The 17,519-nt window shown below is 46.8% G+C and carries 11 protein-coding genes; 6 read left to right on the top strand and 5 right to left on the bottom strand.

Going from position 1 to position 17,519, the window contains the following annotated elements:
• The first annotated feature begins 41 nt into the window (after positions 1 to 41).
• Both VNM22_04080 and VNM22_04085 read left to right on the top strand, forming a co-directional pair.
• Entirely contained in the window at positions 42 to 1,304 is a 1,263-nt protein-coding gene (locus tag VNM22_04080; protein ID HWP46321.1) for an ATP-grasp domain-containing protein, read from the top strand.
• Positions 1,305 to 1,587: 283 nt separating this feature from the next.
• Positions 1,588 to 3,813 carry an adenylate/guanylate cyclase domain-containing protein gene (locus VNM22_04085; GenBank protein ID HWP46322.1) on the top strand — a complete coding sequence of 742 codons (2,226 nt, stop codon included), beginning with the start codon at positions 1,588 to 1,590 and terminating at the stop codon, positions 3,811 to 3,813.
• Positions 3,814 to 3,900: 87 nt separating this feature from the next.
• Here the strand turns inward: VNM22_04085 and VNM22_04090 are convergent, their stop codons facing one another.
• Together VNM22_04090 and VNM22_04095 are read right to left on the bottom strand one after the other, a co-directional pair.
• On the bottom strand, positions 3,901 to 5,307 hold the full coding sequence (locus VNM22_04090) for a CUAEP/CCAEP-tail radical SAM protein (GenBank protein ID HWP46323.1): 1,407 nt from the start codon (positions 5,305 to 5,307) through the stop codon (positions 3,901 to 3,903).
• Positions 5,308 to 5,406: 99 nt separating this feature from the next.
• Entirely contained in the window at positions 5,407 to 5,988 is a 582-nt protein-coding gene (locus tag VNM22_04095; GenBank protein HWP46324.1) for a NifU family protein, read from the bottom strand.
• 332 nt (positions 5,989 to 6,320) lie between these two features.
• Here VNM22_04095 and VNM22_04100 point away from each other — a divergent pair, with 332 nt between their 5' ends.
• Together VNM22_04100 and VNM22_04105 are read left to right on the top strand one after the other, a co-directional pair.
• Positions 6,321 to 8,327 (top strand): YjhG/YagF family D-xylonate dehydratase, encoded by a 2,007-nt coding sequence (locus tag VNM22_04100; protein ID HWP46325.1) that lies wholly within the window; start codon positions 6,321 to 6,323, stop codon positions 8,325 to 8,327.
• Positions 8,328 to 8,549: 222 nt separating this feature from the next.
• Positions 8,550 to 10,634 (top strand): EAL domain-containing protein, encoded by a 2,085-nt coding sequence (locus tag VNM22_04105; GenBank protein ID HWP46326.1) that lies wholly within the window; start codon positions 8,550 to 8,552, stop codon positions 10,632 to 10,634.
• Positions 10,635 to 10,842: 208 nt separating this feature from the next.
• On the opposite strand, the gene VNM22_04110 is transcribed toward VNM22_04105, so the two are convergent.
• From VNM22_04110 to VNM22_04120, 3 genes are all read right to left on the bottom strand, one after another.
• A complete protein-coding gene (locus VNM22_04110) occupies positions 10,843 to 11,940 on the bottom strand; it encodes a succinylglutamate desuccinylase/aspartoacylase family protein (GenBank protein HWP46327.1) in 1,098 nt (365 codons plus the stop codon).
• Between the two features lie 93 nt (positions 11,941 to 12,033).
• The gene (locus VNM22_04115; GenBank protein ID HWP46328.1) at positions 12,034 to 12,465 is read right to left on the bottom strand and encodes an archease; all 432 of its coding nucleotides are present in this window, start codon (positions 12,463 to 12,465) and stop codon (positions 12,034 to 12,036) included.
• A gap of 113 nt (positions 12,466 to 12,578) precedes the next feature.
• Positions 12,579 to 14,036 (bottom strand): RtcB family protein, encoded by a 1,458-nt coding sequence (locus VNM22_04120; protein ID HWP46329.1) that lies wholly within the window; start codon positions 14,034 to 14,036, stop codon positions 12,579 to 12,581.
• Between the two features lie 142 nt (positions 14,037 to 14,178).
• On the opposite strand from VNM22_04120, the gene VNM22_04125 reads away from it, so the two are divergent.
• Together VNM22_04125 and VNM22_04130 are read left to right on the top strand one after the other, a co-directional pair.
• Positions 14,179 to 14,583, top strand: a complete 405-nt coding sequence (locus VNM22_04125) for a hypothetical protein (GenBank protein HWP46330.1) — start codon at positions 14,179 to 14,181, stop codon at positions 14,581 to 14,583.
• 311 nt (positions 14,584 to 14,894) lie between these two features.
• Positions 14,895 to 17,492 carry a methyltransferase domain-containing protein gene (locus tag VNM22_04130; GenBank protein ID HWP46331.1) on the top strand — a complete coding sequence of 866 codons (2,598 nt, stop codon included), beginning with the start codon at positions 14,895 to 14,897 and terminating at the stop codon, positions 17,490 to 17,492.
• Positions 17,493 to 17,519 lie beyond the last annotated feature (27 nt).

Below are 17,519 nucleotides of genomic sequence, written 5' to 3' on the forward strand. Positions count from 1 at the left end.
AGAAAGGAGAATATGTTTAGCTATCTATCCAGGAGGTTTAATTGAATTCCATAAACAGTAACCATCGGATTCTTCTTCTCTTACCTACCCGAACTTACCGGGCAGGGGCTTTCCTTAAAGCGGCCCGACAATTGGGCATCGAGGTTGTGGTTGGTTCTAATCAGGCGCAGACATTGTCCAGGTATCTGCCTGCGAGGTCACTAACCCTTAATTTTCATAAACCTGAGCAGGCAACCCAGAAAATCGTTGAGTTTGCCAGGAAATATCCCTTCGATGCCGTCGTAGGAGTCGACGATGATTCAGTTCTGCTGGCAGCCATGGCCTCTGCAGCGTTATCCTTACCCCATAATTCCATTGAATCCGTTATAGCGACCCGAAACAAGTATCGAATGCGGGAAATTCTGACCAGGGCCGGAGTTCCTTCACCGGATTTTTGGCTTTTCTCCCTGGAGGATCCTCCTACCGATCTGGCTAAAAAAGTCACCTTCCCCTGTGTGGTCAAACCCGTGTCTCTGTCGGCCAGTCAAGGGGTTATCCGGGCAGATGATGAAAAGCAATTCGTCCAGGCATTCTACCGGCTGGCTTCTATCCTGGAAAACCCGGAAGTTCGAGATCGCCTGGGTACCGCAGCACGGCAAGTCCTGGTCGAAGGTTTTATTTCCGGACCGGAATTTGCTTTAGAAGGGCTCCTCATTCAAGGAAAGCTTAAAGTATTGGCCCTTTTCGACAAACCGGATCCCCTGGAAGGCCCGTTCTTCGAGGAAACCCTCTATATCACTCCTTCTCGATTCCCTACCTCCATTCAAGAAGCCATCGCTGCCTGCACAGCTCAGGCTGCAGAAGCACTTGGATTGAAGGAAGGACCTGTGCATGCGGAGCTTCGGTATAACCATCGAGGACCCTGGATAATCGAAATTGCGGCCCGATCCATTGGAGGACTCTGTTCCCGAACACTCCGTTTTGGAACCGGCCTCTCTCTGGAAGAACTCATCCTCCGCCATGCTGTAGGACTCGAAATTGAATCCTTCGACCGTGAAAAACCTGCAGCCGGGGTAATGATGTTACCCATTCCCCATGCGGGAATTCTACAGGCTGTACACGGAAAAGAACGCGCCGCTCAAGTGGAAGGTATTGAGGAAATCGTTATCAGCATTCCTTTGGAACAGGAAGTTCAGCCGCTACCCGAAGGCTCTAAGTACCTGGGTTTTATCTTTGCCCGGGGTGAATCCCCCGCCTTTGTGGAAGAAGCCCTACGAGAAGCTTACCGACGACTTGAGATTGTAATCATACCGCAAAAATATTGAGCCGGGAGAAGTTGGATAAAACCTCTCCCAGCCGGTTTACCTGCTTTAAGCTCCTCATGTTTATAGAATTTTAAATTCTTAACAGATGGACTTTTTCGGTAAAAGGTGATATCCTATTATCTGTAGGGGTTATACCCATTTCGGTTGAATAGGTTGTAGATTACCCATGGAGTGGTTTCTATCCTTCTATCCCCTCTAAATTTAAGTCTTTTGTTAAACTGGCATATTGATAGGTCCATTTTTCTGGATAAAATGATATGATCAACTCAATGATGATTTAACCGTGCAATTGACTTTTCAAACTACGCTGACGGCCCTTCTACTGGTCTTACTGATCCCTACGGTATCGGTAGTAGGCTTTTTCTCCTACTTTAATACGCGATTCACCGCAGATGACCTCTCTTCGCAAATCCTCGATCAAACCTTTAAGTTAATCGACCATCAAATTGAGACCTTACTGGATGCCGCATCCAGACAGAGTCAGATGGATCTGGTCATCCTCAGCAAGAAATTGCTGACTACCAACAATAAGAGGCTTACGGCAAGCGATTTTGGGTGGATCACCGACTACTTCCATGAGATGATGAAAATCCACAAACATCTGACCTTCCTCTCCCTGGGTTTAGAAGCTACCGGAGAGTACTGCCATGTGAGGCGTATGCCTAAAGATTGGATGCCTTCTCGGGCACTCACTGGCAGCAAAGAAGAGGAGATGGTGAAGTTCCAGCCCAGGTTGACCATTCAATATGCTATTCGAGATCCGTCAGGAAAGATCGTAAGGAGTGAGTTTTATCTTACCGAAGACGGCTCGCGAGAACTTTATTTGGTGGATCCTGATTTTTCCTACGATCCAAGGACGCGACCCTACTACCGGACAGCCCAGACTGCAGGGACTCCGATCTGGACTCAGGTCTATATTTTTAATGCCCCCCCGGAACCGGGTATTCCCGGCATTACTTACGCTACGCCGGTCCGGGGATCGGATGGTTCATTGATAGGGGTATTGACCGCTGATCTGGATATTTACAACCTGAGTGAATTCCTCCAAACTCTCAAAATCGGCCAGACCGGTTTTGCTTTTGTTGTTGAAGTTCGTCCTAAAGGCAATCTGGAGGAAGAACAAAGGCAGGTGATTGCCTATCGTGATCCAAAGAACTTTATAAGGATTGTTCAACGAGGGAGCCAGCAGGTGCATGAGTTGGTTCCAGGCAAAGAACTCTCCGATCCACTCCTGCGTTCGTTTATGCAAAACCTTCCACCGACAATCGATTTCGACAAAATAAAATATCCTGTACCCCTGAGGTTTATCCAGGGTGGGGTGGAATATATGGGGGGTTATCGTCCCTTAGGAGGCAAACACGGCTTAAAGTGGCTGATCTGTATCGTAGTTCCCAAGATAGACTTTATGGGACATGCTGATAGAAACAACCTGATTACTGCGAGTATCGGCCTGGTCAGCCTGGTGATTGCAACTCTTCTCAGTATCTTGCTGTCTATGAGGATCTCCCGGCCACTGAAACAATTGGCCAGAGAAACAGAGGCGATCGGTCAGTTCTACCTTCAGCCCAAGCCCATAGTACGTACCATTGTGAAAGAGGTGGACCGTCTTACCCTGGCAGTAGAAGAAATGAAGACCAGCCTGAGATCTTTTCAGAAGTATGTCCCTGCAGATTTGGTACGTTCTTTGGTGGCTTCAGGACAGGAAGCCCGATTGGGAGGGGAACTCAAAACCCTTACCATTTACTTCTCGGATATCGCCAATTTCACATCTATTTCAGAGAAACTTCCCCCCAACGTATTGGTAGAACTCCTCGGAGAATATCTCAGTGCAATGAGTGAACAAATCCTCGAGAGTGGTGGCACGGTGGATAAATACATGGGGGATGGAATTTTAGCCTTTTGGGGTGCACCCTACCCAAATCCTCAACATGCCCTCACGGCCTGTATAACCGCCCTCCGCAGTCAAGAAAAACTTAAAGCACTGCGTGAGAAGTGGAAAGCCGAAGCCAAGCCACTCCTCTTTTCCAGGATTGGCCTGAACACGGGAGAGTTGATAGTTGGCAACATCGGGGGGGAATCGAGATTAAATTATACGGTCATTGGGGACCCGGTGAATTTGGCCAGCCGCCTGGAAAATCTGAATAAATATTATAACACAGCGATTCTAATTAGTGAAAGTACCTATCTCCTTGTAAACCAGGAGGTTGTGGCCAGGCCTCTGGATTGGGTATCCGTCAAGGGGAAGACAGAAGGGATTTTGATCTATGAATTGCTGGGACTCAAGGGAGAAGTAAGCCAGAAAGAAGAACGGTTGGTTGAGCTTTACTCTGCAGCGCTTACCGTATACCAAACTCATCACTGGAGCCAGGCTATCGAATTTTTTCAAAGGGTTATGGAGTTATATCCCAAAGATCTTCCAACTCAGTTAATGATTAAGCGTTGCAAGAACTACCAGCAGAATCCCCCTCTAGAGGATTGGGATGGTATCTGGCGGATGCAGAGCAAATAGTATTTGTTGCAAAAACGGCTACCTGATCCACATTGATGAAGAAGTAGATAACTAAACCAGAGCAAACTGCTCTTCCGTAGGCTCGGCTCAGCAATACCAGGGTTCGCTTAAGTAAGGAACGCTGGTGGAAGGGTGTAGATCCAAAGGTTCTCTTGCCGATTCGGGTTGATTTAAAGCCCTACGGACACAAGACCGAATAGCATCAAAAATCTCCCGTCGGGTTGATTTCTTCATAATACCCTTACGGACGAGTTTAGTTACTTCCTGGTACAACTGTTCAACCCGGGGATCACGATGGGTCCAGCGATAGCTTAACCGCTCTACCTCAAAGGGACCTATCAAGGCCCTGACCTCAGGGAGTTCCAGAAGCTTTGAGCCTTCAGGAATCAATAAGCGAATGGCTAACTGGATAGGAGCTACGTGGTCTATCAAATTCAAGTCATCTAGTAAGGTAAGTAACTCCAGATAACCTTCCAGGGTCGTCCACGGGGTGAAGGTCACAAAGGTTGGATTAAGGGTTAAATCGTGCTCCTGAAACAACTGCACGACCTTTATGAAATCTTCTCGAGTATGGCCTTTGTTCAGGATCGCCAGCACATGATTATCGATGGATTCTACAGCTGTTGTTACAATAGCACAGCCGGTTTCACGCAGGACAGGCAGATAAGAAGCATATTTCAGCAGATGCTCCACTTTGATGGTTACGTCGTAGGAAAGATGGGGATATTCCCGATGAAGCGCCTGAACCAGGGGAATGGTATGACCGATACCGTTGAAAAAATCCGGGTCGCCAAAGGTGATATGCTGAGCACCGGCTTCTACTTGCTGACGAATGTCCTGTAAGACGACCTCTTGTTGTACAATCCGAAATTTCCCTTGATAAACAGGTACAATAGGGCAATGGCGGCAGAAATGTTTGCAACCTCGACTGGCTTCTACATAACCTACTTTTCGGAAGGTTCCTTTCCCAGTATAGAACCGTGCATAATTGGATAGATCTGGAAGATCCCGCCGATCTGGAACCAGAAATTGCTGACGATTTCTTGAGATAACAGGCTCGACCTGCTTTGAAGGTCGAGGGACCTGAGTTGGGAGACCTCCGGCTTCTGAATACGCCTTTTCGATCTCCCTATAAAACCGTTTACAGAACTGTACCAGACCCTCTTCAAATTCCCCTCCAAGAATCACCTCTACACCCAATTCACGTAAATACCTTTCGTTCAAGGGAGCATATAACCCATAAAAACAGATGGATACTGTCGGGTTAAGTGCTTTGATCTTAGCAATGAGTGGAATGGCCAGGCGTGTGGCAGTATGCATTGGAACGTAAAGTGCTACCACATCTGCCGTCTTAAGGGTCTCTTCGGACAATTCTTCAACGGCCAGATCCAGGCAGACCACCTCAAATCCCTCACGTCGTAACCATGCAGCCGGTGAGGCAAGACCAAAGGGTTGACGACCCAACTCATAAGTTGAGATCAAAACAATTTGCACCTGCTACCCTGCTGATTGTCGTAACACCTGGAATCGTTTTAATAATTAAAAACAATCGAAGGTGTTCGTACAAGCCCTTACAATCCTTGAAGATTTCAACTACTTGGAGGGTTGGTAATAGGGATTCTTTCCACCTGCATGGTCCGTTACATCAAGAACCTGTGTAATCTCAGGTACCTCTTCTTTAATCATAACCTCGATGCCCTGTTTCAAGGTAACGTCCACCATTCCGCATCCCTGGCATCCTCCACCCAGTTGCACATATACCACGTTATCTTTGATATCTATAAGGGATACATAGCCTCCATGCGCTGCTATGGCAGGGTTAATTCGGGTATCGATCAACTGCTGGATCCTCTGAGCTACAGGTCCTGTAAGATGGGCCGGCAGCTTTTTAGGTGCATCTATTTTGAACCCGCTACTCATGATATTATCGACGTAATCCAGGGTTGCGTTTTCTAAATACTGGGCACTTTGAGGATCAATATAAATATCAAATCCCTCAACGGGTACAACGATATCTTCCGGTTGTTCCTGTCCCTCGACGATAAAAAGCAGACGGTGCTCAACTTTTAAGGGTGATTTGGCCTCAGCAATGACCCGTAGCCCTTTGATAGGCTTTCCGGTCTTTTGCATCAGCTCAAGCACCTTTTCTCTGGCAACTTCGGTAACTGTTATCATAGACACCTCTTTTCTTTTTACAAAATAGGGAATAAGGTTTATAGAAAATTTAAAATAATTAAGAAACGTTCTTATCTTAGTATAAGACCCTATTACCGGTTAGCAACTTATTTCTTTACTTCGGTAAAGCAATTTCTTGATTTGTGGAAAATGAGAAGTATACTGTGCGTAATAATGCAGAAAGAATCCCCTAAGTTTGGGTAAAAAGGAAACAACTTTTTGTCCATAAGGATACCGGAATCTGAAAGATTCCCGAAAAGGTTTCATAAGGGATCATTCTTTGTGTTCTGGTATCTTTGCGGTTCTTTGTTGACCGGGAAGGAGATTTATCCATGGTTTTGAACTCAAAAGTATGGCCTGATTATTTACAATCCTCCGAGGATATTTTTGAGGTTAGAACAAAAGCTCCAGGGCCTCAGGGTATGTTACCCTTTACAGAGGAGATGCTTCGGGGAGAACCCAGCGGTAATTTGTTTGCAGGATCACAGAATGCGGGGATGGGCTGGAACCCTGCCCGGGTATTTGGGAAGGATATGCTGATCTTGAGTACAATGGGGGGCCTTCGGGAGAGGGACGGTACCCCGGTTGCCTTGGGTTATCATACGGGTCATTGGGAACTTGATTTGCTTGTGAGGGAAGCGGCGAATACCCTCAAGGATCTGGGCTACATCCCATTTGCCACCCATTGTACAGATGTCTGTGATGGGCGAACCCAGGGGACTGTGGGGATGATGGATAGCCTGGCTTATCGTAATAGTGCGGCTGAGGTTTTGGGGAGATTGATTCGTTCACTACCCAATCGTAAAGGCCTTATAGGCATCGCAACCTGTGATAAAGGCCTTCCGGCCATGATGATGGCTCTGGCAGCAGCTCGCGATTTACCGGGTATCCTGATTCCGGGCGGAACGACGCTGCCTCCTATAGCAGGTGAAGATGCCGGTAAAGTCCAATCGATAGGGGTTCGGTTCTCTCACGGTGAATTAACGATCCAGGAAGCTGCTCAACTGGCTTGCTCTGCCTGTGCCAGTCCGGGAGGAGGATGTCAGTTCTTAGGGACTGCCGCCACTTCCCAGGTTATAGCTGAAGCTTTAGGCATAGCTTTACCCCACTCTGCCCTTGCTCCCTCAGGTGAACCTGTCTGGTTAAACCTGGCTCGCAGCTCTGCCATGGCACTTCAACAATTGGAGCAGAAAGGCCTGACACTTCGTCACATTCTGACACCTGCTGCTTTTGAAAATGCTATGGCGGTTCACGCTGCCTTTGGAGGTTCTACCAATCTCTTATTGCATCTTCCTGCTATCGCTCACTCGGCAGGTGTTAAAAGACCGACTGTGGCGGATTGGGCCCGGATCAATCGAATCGTTCCCCGGATTGTTGATGTACTCCCTAATGGTCCGACCAACTATAAGACGGTTCAAGTATTCTTGGCAGGGGCCGTTCCCGAAGTCATGCTCCATTTGCGAGATCTGGGAGTTTTGGATTTGGATTGCCTGACCGTTTCCGGTATGACAGTTCGAGATAATCTGCTGTGGTGGGAAGAATCCCCCCGTCGGGCGCGATTCCGTGAAATACTGCGTGAACAAGATGGGGTCAATCCCGATGAGGTCATTATGAGCCCGGCCCGTGCCAAACAACGGGGACTTACCAGCACGGTAGTTTTTCCCCAGGGTAATTTAGCCCCCGAGGGATGCGTAGTTAAGAGTACTGCCATCGACCCCAGTCTTTGTAAAGATGGAGTCTATGACCATATAGGTCCGGCTCGAGTCTTTGTCTCGGAAGATGATGCCATAGCAGCCGTTAAATCCACCGGGCCCGATCGTATTCAACCCGGAGATATTATCGTTCTTATCTGTCGCGGTCCCTTAGGGGCAGGTATGCCTGAGACGGCTCAGATTACCTTTGCCCTGAAATATACCAAAGCCCTCAAAGGGGTCGCATTGATCACAGACGGGCGATTCTCCGGTTTCTCAAGTGGCCCCTGTATCGGACACGTTGGTCCAGAAGCCCTGGCAGGAGGACCTATAGGAAAGGTTCTAGATGGAGATATTCTCCACATTCGAATTGATCGCAACCAACTGAACGGCACGATTAACCTGATCGGAGAAGCCGGCTCTCCAAAGGAATCCTGGAGTGTCGAAAGGGGTCATCGCATCCTCGCCGAACGTGCTCCCCGCAAAGACTTGCGGCCCGATCCGCATTTGCCTCTTGCGGTCAAACTTTTTGCCGAACTCCAATTGTCCGGTGGCGGTACCTGGGGCGGCTGTGTTTATGACGAAGAAGCCATCATTCAAACCTTAAGGGCAGGAAGGGCAGGTCGAGAAGCCAAACAGAAAAAGTAGCCCCCTGAGGTCCTATACCACCCTATAGACCTAACAAATGTAAAATATATGATCGAATACTTGACATTTTATCTAACAAATGTTAAATAAGCCAGACAATATCTTGACATTTCCCCTGTTAGAAGTAGCATAATTTTTGTGAAGGTAGGTAAAGGGCAATATAACGTAAATAGGCCAAACTCCGTGAATCTGGGTTTGGCTGTAGGGAGAAGACTTTAGCCTATGAAAGTACTCCTTGTAGAAGATGATCCCTTGACACGACGGTTGCTGGAGACGGTTATCCGGTCGTGTGGATATGAAGTTACGGCTTGTGCTGATGCTGAAACAGCCTGGGAGATTTATCAACAGGAGGCTCATCCCTTGATTGTCCTGGATTGGGTGCTACCAGGAATGGATGGTTTACAGCTCTGTCGTCGAATGCGACTGCTTCCCCAAGGAAATTGGAGTGTGATTTTGATCATCACGGTGCGGGATCAGGTGGAAGATCTCCGAGAAGTACTTGAAGCCGGTGCGGACGATTATTTATCTAAACCAGTAGATGTCAGGCTTCTAAAGGTGCGACTGGCTATTGCTGAGCGACGAATACGTGATCTCCTGGAACGCAAGCGAGCCGAAGAGGCGATGCGACTGCGAGATCGTGCAATTGCAGCCGCCAGCAGTGGAATTGCCATTACGGATCCAAACCAACCCGATAATCCCGTGATTTATTGTAATCCGGCTCTTGAAAGGATAACCGGCTATACCCAGGCAGAGATCTTGGGGCGTAACCTGCGATTTCTGCAAGGACCCGACACGGACCCGGCGACTATCTCAGAGATTCGAAACGCCCTACGGGAGGAACGGGAATGCTGGGTGGTTTTAAAAAATTACCGTAAGGATGGGTCTCCGTTCTGGAATGAATTGACCATTGCGCCTGTACGGGATGAGAAAGGGCGCCTGACCCATTTTATTGGGGTACAGACGGATATCACCCAACGTAAGCGGGATGAGGAAACGATTCGTCACCTGGCTTATGACGATGCTCTGACCGGTCTACCGAATCGAACGCTCTTTAATGACCGCCTTACCCTGGCTTTAGCTCAAGCCCATCGTAACCAAGGAAGGTTGGCGGTTATGCTCATGGATTTGGATCGATTTAAAATTATCAATGACACTTTAGGACATGCGGTAGGTGATCAGTTATTGCGAGGAGTTGCCCGGCGATTGATAAACTCTTTACGCGAGGGAGATACCGTAGCCCGTCTGGGAGATGACGAATTTGCGTTTCTGTTGCCGGGTATGGACCAGGTAGAGGATGTGGCAAAAACCGCTCAGAAAATCATTGAAATTCTTAAATCTGCCTTTTATTTCGAAGGTCATGAGCTTCATGTTACGCCCAGCATCGGGATTGCCCTTTATCCTAATGATGGAGAAGATGCTCAGACCTTACTCAAGAACGCAAATACAGCCTTACATCGGGCCAAAGAACAGGGCCGGAACACTTATCAGCTCTATACCCCTGCCATGAATGCTACCGCCTTGGAACGATTAGCTCTGGAAAGTCGGTTATACCGGGCATTAGAGCGGGAAGAATTTGTGATTTATTACCAACCTCAGATAAATATCCATACCGGAAAGGTTGTCGGTGTAGAAGCTCTGGTCCGCTGGCGTCATCCCAAATTAGGTTTGATCCTTCCAGGTAAATTTATCCCGCTGGCAGAAGAGACCGGTTTTATTATACCTCTTGGGGAATGGGTTTTACTGACAGCCTGTGCTCAAAATAAAGCCTGGCAAGATGCCGGTCTTCCTCCTTTGCGCATGGCCGTAAATCTTTCGATAAGTCACTTTAAACGAGAAGATTTAACCAAAATGCTGGCCCAGGTATTAGAAAAGACCGGTCTTCACCCCAGTTATCTGGAGCTGGAATTGACCGAAAGTATTGGCATGGAAAATGTGGAAAGAGCTATTACGAAGTTGCAGGAATTGAAAGCCTTAGGGGTTAAACTTTCCATCGATGATTTTGGAACCGGCTACTCCTCCCTGAGTTATCTCAAACGCTTTCCTATTGATACTTTAAAAATTGATCAATCCTTTGTTCAGCATATTCCTACAAATCCCAATGATGCAGCTATTACAACGGCTATTATTGCCATGGCTCATAGTCTAAACCTGAAGGTCATTGCCGAGGGTGTTGAAACCGAAGAGCAACTGACCTTTTTACGTCCCTATCGCTGTGATGAAATGCAGGGTTTTCTTTTTAGTAAACCTATGCCGGCTGAAGAGTTTATCCAATTCTTTCGAGAAAAAATGACAGACAACCCCCGGTAAGCAGAAAGCAGTAAGGACAACCGGTCAGTTGCCTGTACTAACAGGCCACAGGTAATAGACCATCGTATCAATTTCTGAGAGATGAGGATTTAGCGTCAGAAATTTCCATGGCTATAAAGGCAGGTTTCAAACCTGCTCTTACCCATAGGGATGAACTTTAATATTGAATCGGCAAAGGCAGCTTCTGGACTTTCTACTCCCTTATCTCCTATTCCTTTATCCATGACCCAGAGTTTTTAACATCCCGGGCCATTACGGCCACGCAATCTCCCCTCTCCACCAGACCGGGACCTCGTCTGCAAATCATGAGTCCGTCGCTTTCGGCTCTTACCTCTTCCGGTTCCCAGTCCACGCGGTCTAAAAAATGAACCTGACCGATGGGTTGACCCTTTTTGACTTCTGTACCCAGCTCATAGAAGGATTCGTAGATCCCATCGGCAGGAGACATGACATAGTCTTCCCGGTTGGGTGATTCGACCAGGCGGGTAGGCGGGAGACCCTGGGATTCCCGGGTAGCTATCTCACCGTTTAACAAACCGAAATGGATGAGGACATTACGGGTGCCTACTTCGGCAATTTTCAAAGCAGTCGGGGAAACCTGTCCACTTCCGGCCAGCTCGGTCCCGATAACAATCTTACCCATTTTTTCTGCTTCCTCATTCAGAAGTCCTTCTCCAGCAACCTCCCGCATGAGAAAACCAATAGGGGCATTAAAGACAAGAAGTGCTTCCAACATCTTTTTATACTGATCGGGGTTTTCTACTTTATGCATCAAAGCACAGGGGATAAACTGCATGGAATAACCCCCGGAGTGGAGGTCTAAGATAATATCTGAGATGGGAAGGAGAAAGTGCGTTACATAATGGGCAATAAGGGAGGTCATGGTACCCTGTCTTTCTCCCGGAAAGGATCTGTTCATATTTTTGCCGTCTACAGGCGATAATCGTTTCCCAGCTTTAGCTGCAGGAAAATTCAGAGCCGGAATCAGGATAATCCGACCGTTGACCTCCTCCGGTCTCAAAGATCGGGCCAATTTCATGATACAAACTTGCCCTTCAAACTCATCGCCATGGTTACCGGCAACAATAAGTGCGGTGGGTCCTCGACCGTTTTTAATAACAGTTATGGGTATAAAGAGATTTCCCCATCCTGAGCTATCCCTGGAATGAGGAATTCTTAAATATCCCTGTTGTTTACCTTCCTTGTCGTAATCAATATCTGTGTAAACCTGGGTCTTTATCATTTGTCCATGGCTCATGGTTGTGGGGGTATGGGCATGTGGGAGTGTGGGAGTAAATTCTTCCATACCCCCATACTCCCATACCCCCACACTTCTATGAACCTCCACGTATGGAAAGTCAATAACGAGAAACAACGAATCACAAACCATAAACCGAAGTTAAATATCCAGGATAACCTGGGCCCACCATCCTTCAGAGGTTTTTTTAACCTGAAATTGATGAAGGGTAACGGCTTTTACATCCACCCGGAGATCATGCTTTTCAGGATTTAACTCTTCCCCATATGCTTCTGCTCGAAGCTTAAAACCTTTCTGAGTTTTTTCGATATGGATGTTATCGATCCGGAGGAGGAGCCTTTGGGCGTCTTTATAATAAATCAATTCCTGTAAAAAATTAAACAACAGCAAGTCCAGATTCTCCTCTTCCAGCTCGATACGTCGCTTTTCTCCATCTGCAATGGTGCTCAAATCGGCTACCATGACATTCATCGTCGCATCGGCTGCGGCTTTAAAGAGTTCTTCCGGTGTGGATCCCCACGCCTCAAAGGCTATATCGGCAATAGCTATTTCTTCAAGGTACTTATAAGGCATTTTGAATCTTTTGTGAGGGAACTTCCCTTAAAAGAACCTTACCTCTTCTTTCCTGTTCTTTCCTGCAACTGCAGGAGAAAGGAGGAAAGACTTTTTATCTGAAGGGTATAAAGTTAACCTTTTACATTTCCGATGGGGATGAATCGAGCCACGCGTCGACTGATTCCGGCTCGTTCGGTAGCTTCAACCACCTGATCCACATTTTTATAAGCTCCTCCGGCTTCTTCGGCCAATCCGGCAAACGAAACACTCCGAACATAGATTCCCCGTTGGGCCATCTCTTCTTGAAGTTTTTTACCCTGAAATTGCTTTTTAGCTTTCGTACGGCTCATGGTACGCCCGCTTCCATGCGCCGTGCTGAAAAAAGTCTGAATGCCACTTTCCACACCGGCTAACAAATAGGAGCCGGTTTCCATACTTCCTCCAATAATGACGGGTTGCCCAAACTTTTTATAAATATCTGGAATCCCTTCCATATCAGGACCAAAGGCTCGAGTGGCTCCCTTTCGGTGAACCAATACGTTTCGCACCTCCCCATTAATTTCATATTTCTCTAATTTAGCCGTGTTGTGAGCTACATCATAGACCATATGCATACCTAAATCTTCAGGGCTTCGATGAAGAACGTCTGAAAATACTTCTCGAATTCGATGGAGAATCACCTGACGATTCGCAAAGGAAAGGTTGATGGCACATTTCATGGCGGCAAAGTAATCCTGCCCTTCCGGGGAATGGAAAGGTGCACAGGCCAGTTCACGATCCAGAATTTTGATCTTATATTTGCTTTCCATGACCTTCAAAAAGGCCTGAAGGTAATCGGTAGCTACCTGATGCCCGAAGCCCCGGGAACCACAATGAAACATGATGACCACCTGATTGGGGATGGTAATTCCAAAGGCTTTAGCCAGCTCCGGGTCAAAGATATATTCGGGCTTGGCCACCTGAATTTCCAGGTAGTGGTTTCCGGAACCCAAAGTTCCTACCTGATCTTTCCCCCGCTCGATGGCTTTCTTACTGATTTTTGAGGCATCAGCTCCCTGGATGCACCCATTTTCCTCGGTTCTGGTTAAATCTTCTGCCCATCCTAGGTTATTTTTTATACACCACCGGGCTCCGGTCTCTATCACATGGCAAAATTCATCCTGGGAAAGTTTGATAAACCCGGTACACCCCACCCCGGCCGGAACGCGTTTAAATAAGTTATCCACTAAAGCCTGGAGATGGGGCTTGACTTCCTCGTAGGTTAGATTGGTAAGGACCAGCCGCATTCCACAATTTACATCAAAACCTATTCCTCCCGGTGAAATCACGCCGGTCTCTGCATCCATCGCCGCCACCCCCCCAATGGGAAAACCATAACCCCAGTGGGCATCGGGCATACAGTAAGCATAGTTAAGGATACCCGGTAGCGTAGCAACGTTGGTAATCTGGTCAAAAACCCCTTCATCCATAGAAGTTAAGAGTTCTTCGGTGGCATAAATCCGGGCAGGAACCCGCATTCCTTCTTTATAGGAAGGTGGTATTTCCCAGATGGTGTCCGAAATTTTTTTGATAAATTCGGGAATCGCCATACTCTGACATCTCCTTTTTTCAAAATTTTAATCTTTTTGCTCTCCTATGCTGAGAGTCCTATATTATTATAATATAACATAATCCCTGATACATAAAAAGATCCTAGACCGTTATCTTAAAAGTTTGGAAAAGGAGTTTAAAATGAATCGTAGACAATATGGTTTCCTGGTAATCCTGGTAATCCTCTCCAGCTTCGCAGGTGGAGCTATAGCCTCTCAGGAGCGCAGGCATGTGGCCAATCCTATCCAGCAGATTCAAAAAATTATTGCTTCGGAAGATTTCCTTCTTTTGGATGAGGCCGGTAAGGTTCATGGTAGATGGGGGACATTAGAAAACGACCAACCGGGCTTGTTCTTAAAAGACTTCAACGATAAAGTCAGGGTCATAATCATCTTATCAGAAGCCGGAAGTCCGAGTTTAGCTTTTATAGATGCAACCGGTAAAACCCGGATGAGGATTTCCCTCTCCGATGAAGGAGACCCTAGCCTGGCTTTGATGGATAAGGATGGGGAAGTCTTCTGGGCCACTCCAGAAATCCAAAAGTGATTATTTAGCTTGACAGGTATCTCAGTATCAAGACTCCTTAGATCACCAGGGAGAAACAGGAAAATGAATCTATATCAACTTAATGGGTGGAACAGGTTATTACTTTGTTAAGTTAAATTTGTGGAATTCTCTGCCCTCACTCCAGCCTCTCTCCCGCGCTCCTGAGAGGGAAGTCAACGGATTTCCGGGCCAATTTCCTAACTGCCCTCCTCTCCCGCTTCGGGAGAGGGACCTGGGGTGAGGGCCGCTTAAAAGTTAAGCAAAACTAGGTAAACAAAGTACTCCACCTATCAAGTTGATACCAACATCCCATGAACGAAGATCATCAGACCTCTCCATCCCCAGAGGGTTGGGTTTATACCGATGACATAGTAAAAAAATACTGTGTAGGAAAAGGCGTCGAGATAGGTCCGTCGGATAATCCGGTTAAAGGTGTTGATACGGTATTGGTGGATAACAAGACCGATTTTGCAGGTAAACACTATCGCGTCGATTATGTTATGGAGGCCGATAACCTGTATCAATTTCAGGATAATCAATTTGATTTTTTGATCGCCTCCCATATGCTGGAACACTTTCCCAATCCCATTAAGGCCCTCAAGGAATGGTATCGGGTCGTTCGAGATGGCGGGGTCCTTTTCATTGTTGTCCCCCAAAAAGGCCGTACCTTTGATAAATACCGCGGTGTTACTCCACTATCTCATTTCATCGAGGATTACGAGAAGAATGTGAGTAATCCCGATCCTACCCATATTGATGAGTGGTGTAATTATTCTGTTCCCGTTATTGAGGCTGAGCAGAGGGATAAAACCATTCTGGTCGATCCCTTAAATGGATCAGATCCTACTTCAAAGGCCAATTCTTTCTGGGAAAAAATCGAGGGCTTTCGAACTATTCTGAAACAGCAGGTCAAAGAGGGGACCAAGATCGATATCCATTTTCATACCTGGGAATGGCCAGAGGACATGCTAGCATTGATGGATTATCTGGGATGGGAAGTTATTGAAACAATAGGTCATTATGCTATTGGAAGACCTGTGGGTGAAGGAAATGGAATTTTAACGGTTGTACGGGTTCATAAATCCAAAGTACCGACTGTCAAAACTCGAATACTCTTCTTATCTGTTGAAGAAGGTTTAAATCGCGTACCTGAAGTCGGAACCCGATTTTATGAAATGGCCAGAAGGCTGAGCAAGTTATTTCCGGTAACCCATGTAACCATCGGGATCTGTTCCCAAGAAGAAAATACCTTCAAAGAATCGGGAAACCTTTATTTAGCCCGATGTAATCCAGGAGACGAAAACACCCTCAAAAAGTATGTGGATGCCTGTGAGGTGGTCGTCCTTCAAAGGCAGATTCTAGATTTGTTTCCTTCCACGGGGTTTTTGGAAAAAATTTCTGTGGTGGATCTGTCCCTTCCTCCCTTCCTGGAAAACCTGGATAAAGCGAAAGACCCGATGGTTAAAATCCAGATCCATCCTGAAGCCATCTCGCAACTCAACCACCTATTACGGATGGGAGACTATTTCCTGTATGCCCATGAAGCTCAACGGGACTTCTGGCTGGGAATGCTCTACTCCCAAAACCGGATTACCTCCAGAGTTTATGAAGAAGATCCATACCTCAAAAATCTTATCGATTTGGTACCCTCCGGGATTCCAGAGGAGAAGCCCGTTCATTCTCGACAGGTACTTAAAGGCGTCTATCCGGGTATCAAACTCACCGATAAACTTCTGATCTGGACGGCTGAAGCTTCCGGTACCGGGGGTTCGATAGAAGGATTAGATCCTATAACCCTCCTAAAAGCTTTTGTGTTAATCCGGAGAGAACGAAGCGATATTAAACTTCTTTTCATGGGTCAGGAAAGGCTGTTTGATGCCATCGATATGGCTAAAACCTTTGCTTTATACAATACGATGGTGTTTTTTAGCCCTCGAGTGTCCTCTGAAGAGAAGTCAAATTACCTTCTGGAAGCAGATGTCGGTGTCAGTATTCACTCGGCCAGTCTGGCGGCCCAATTTTCTTCCAGGAATCAAATACTGGACTATATTTGGGCAGGCCTCCCCATCCTGACCACAAGGGGAGACTCCTTCAGTTATCGGGTTGATTCGCAGCCCCTGGGACTCAGTGTGGCACCCGGTGATGCAGAAGGGTTGGCTACCGCTATTTTGAAACTGATGGACGATGAAGATTTCAGACAGCGCTGTACCCATAATATTCAGGCTATTTCGAAAGAGTTCACCTGGGACAATACCCTAAAGCCCTTGATCAAGTTTTGTAGAAATCCGAGAAAATCTAAGAAAGAAAGTATAGGAATGGAGGAGTATGGGAGTAGGGGAGTAAGGGGGTATGAGGGTATAAATACCTACACTTCCCCACTCTCCCACTCCCACACTTCCCCACTTTCCCGCTTCCCTACTCCTAATATCCTCGGGTTCTTCGCCAACCTGAGAACCTTTCGACGGCGAAAACAGTTAAAATTGACAGAATATCCTTCCTGTGGAATATGGGGTAAAAATCAGGTTGGTCAATCTTTTATTGCTTCCTATCCCAATCTTTATCGAATTGATATTAAATTTGCAACCTATTTCAGACGAAATACTCGAAACCTGACTTTTTGTCTCAGGAAGGATGGGAAAAAAGGGGAAGAAATTATCTCCCTTTCCCTTAAGGCTTCTGAGATTCGGGACAACAGATTTTATTCCTTTGTTTTTCCACAGCAACCTGATTCCCAGGGAAAACTCTATTATTTCTACCTGGAATCCCAGGATTCTCCTAAGGAAGAGGCTATTTCCGTTTGGTGTACAGAGTCCTATTCCCCCATCCAGTTTGGCTGCCAACCCATTGCTGGCTATGAACGGGGATGGAAATCCAGGGGTCATGTCATCTTCAGAGCTTATTATATTTGAATCCTATACAGCCCGTCCTATGCGTAA

It is taken from the genome of Candidatus Limnocylindrales bacterium, assembly GCA_035559535.1.
Lineage (GTDB): Bacteria > Moduliflexota > Moduliflexia > Moduliflexales > JAUQPW01 > JAUQPW01.